3 protein-coding genes are annotated in these 2,108 nt (G+C 44.2%); 1 reads left to right on the top strand and 2 read right to left on the bottom strand.

What is annotated here, in order from left to right:
* The first annotated feature begins 155 nt into the window (after window positions 1-155).
* Window positions 156-494, top strand: coding sequence for a pepsin/retropepsin-like aspartic protease family protein (locus O9300_RS11850; RefSeq protein WP_012268297.1), 339 nt, complete (start codon window positions 156-158; stop codon window positions 492-494).
* A gap of 171 nt (window positions 495-665) precedes the next feature.
* Here the strand turns inward: O9300_RS11850 and O9300_RS11845 are convergent, their stop codons facing one another.
* Together O9300_RS11845 and O9300_RS11840 are read right to left on the bottom strand one after the other, a co-directional pair.
* Window positions 666-1,340, bottom strand: a complete 675-nt coding sequence (locus O9300_RS11845; RefSeq protein WP_002732419.1) for an HAS-barrel domain-containing protein — start codon at window positions 1,338-1,340, stop codon at window positions 666-668.
* A gap of 2 nt (window positions 1,341-1,342) precedes the next feature.
* Window positions 1,343-1,537, bottom strand: coding sequence for an NAD(P)H dehydrogenase subunit NdhS (locus O9300_RS11840; RefSeq protein ID WP_002759298.1), 195 nt, complete (start codon window positions 1,535-1,537; stop codon window positions 1,343-1,345).
* Window positions 1,538-2,108: the final 571 nt, after the last annotated feature.

The following is a 2,108-nucleotide window of genomic DNA, read 5'->3' as shown; positions in this document are numbered from 1 at the left end:
TGAAATGGGGCGAAAGTCTGTGGACTCTGTGTAAGACAGTACATGGTTTTTTAACTGTGGTATGCGACGGTGGTGGAAGCAGAAACTTAAATCGTGAGGTTTAGGAATCGCCGCACTTTTAGGGCGGCGAGGATGTCAAGCCATATATCCCTTTAATGCTCACACTGGGCGATCGTTCTCTAGAAGTGACAGCATTGCTGGACACTGGTGCCAGTGTCAATGTTCTACCCTACGAGATTGGACTACAGCTAGGAGCAGTCTGGGAAAATCAAACAGTATCCATTCCCTTGAGCGGAAACTTGGCTCAAAGCAATTCACGAGGTTTGGTTGTATCTGGTGCAATTGCACAATTCCCTTCTGTTCTGCTTGGATTCGCTTGGACTAAGATGAGAGATATACCTGTAATTCTTGGACACATGAACTTCTTTGCAGAGTTCAATGTGTGTTTTTATCGACACGAGTTGGCTTTTGAGGTTTGCCCGAAAGACGGATGAAGTTGATAGCCGCCGCTCATCTTAGCCGTTACAATGCTTGAAGATAATCGGCTTTGCAGCAATCCAGATATGAATGCTAATTGTGCAAAGTATCCACAAGTTAACTTGGTTCGGAGTTTGAAGAATTGCTCAGAAGACAATTCATAATTAAAATCAGCCAAGCCGAATCATCTAAGGACTAATATGAATTTGACTGAGAATATAACGCAAGCGATCATAATCATCTTTAAGTAAAACACTTAACTGTCTGCCCACATTCACTAACCATTGTCGATCGGCTTGACGCAATTGATACATCTGACGGATAGAAGCAGCTGCCAAAGCTTCCACGGGAGTATTTTTGACCTGTAATAAAATTCGTAAAAAGTCTAATTGTTCACTAAAATAAACCACTTCTAACGACTCACATTGATAAACCGCCTGATGAATTTGTGGGGGTCGGGGAGGAATATATTGATAGATATAACCTCGCCCGGAACCATTGCCATTAAATTGTCCTGGCAGGGTTTCAAAACCGACAATAGTTGCCCGAAATTCCGTTTTTAACATAGCGAAAATCTGCGGCTGTTGTTCCCGCAATTCAGCCAAAGACAACCCCAAAGCTCTAGCGCGATGTACCGAATCGATGGGGGCAGTGGTGGCAAAGGTGACAATCCCAAAAATCTTATTACCCGTTTCTTCATCGTAGGCTTTTACCCAACTACCAAAAGCAGGCATAAAAGGAAAGTTTAACTCCTCTGGTTCCAAACATTGCGCCAAAAACTCGGTCGTCGTCGTCTCGATAACTTCGGCGATATGATCGGGATGGCGGTTATCCGTGGCCAATTGCGGTAAGGGTGGACGCATGGTTATTTTTTGCCTTTAGCTGGGGCAATAATTACTTCTTCCAATTCCGAGAGATTAAAGGTAACTAACTTATCCCAGTTGCCCCCCTCAAAAAGAACGGCCACTTTCCCATCGCTTAAACGCTGGGCTAAACCTTCAAATTTATAGTAGGTATCATCGGGATTGGTGACTCGAACGGTACTACCTGGCAAAATCATAGGATTGACGACGAAATTATAATTAACTGTCTTTTAGCTTATCAAAAATTAGTTATCGCTCGTCGGTCGTCGGCCGGCAATAAGAGGTATGAGGGGATTTGGCATCATCCCCGGACGAAAGGCTGTTGGTAAGTAGTCGTGCAAAATTAATTTCCTAGTCGAGACAGGAGACTCCGAGACAGGAGACTCCGAGACGGGAGACTCCGAGACGGGAGACGGGAGACAGCTATTAGGGATCGGATTTGAGTTTTCAGTTCACTGTTTCCTCACACCAGAAGTCTGACGGAGTAGTGGCTTAGATGTGTAATTAGGGCTTGCTGAATAATGGTAAAACCCTTTTAAAATAAGGCTTTTGACCTGTTAAAGTCCGATGTTCATGCTGCGAAAATAGGATTGGGACTTTCAAAAACCTTGCATTATCCTTCTTGTGGTACATCGCTTGGTACAAAAAACAAGGGCAACAAAGCCTGAAACGACTGGCTACTGACTCCTGACTCCTGACTCCTACCCCCAGGAAAAACTTTTTCAGCAGACCCTAGGTATTAGCAGTAGGACACAACATTGACACTCC

This window comes from Microcystis sp. LE19-195.1E, assembly GCF_027532095.1.
GTDB lineage: Bacteria > Cyanobacteriota > Cyanobacteriia > Cyanobacteriales > Microcystaceae > Microcystis > Microcystis aeruginosa.
Note: the sequence above shows the minus strand (reverse complement) of the source record. Positions and strands in the feature narration are given on the sequence as shown.

Bases quoted from the DNA above. Each gene is read 5' to 3' on its own strand.
- O9300_RS11845 (WP_002732419.1), bottom strand. From the start codon at position 1,340: ATGCGTCCACCCTTACCGCAATTGGCCACGGATAACCGCCATCCCGAT.
- O9300_RS11840 (WP_002759298.1), bottom strand. From the start codon at position 1,537: ATGATTTTGCCAGGTAGTACCGTTCGAGTCACCAATCCCGATGATACC.
- O9300_RS11850 (WP_012268297.1), top strand. From the start codon at position 156: ATGCTCACACTGGGCGATCGTTCTCTAGAAGTGACAGCATTGCTGGAC.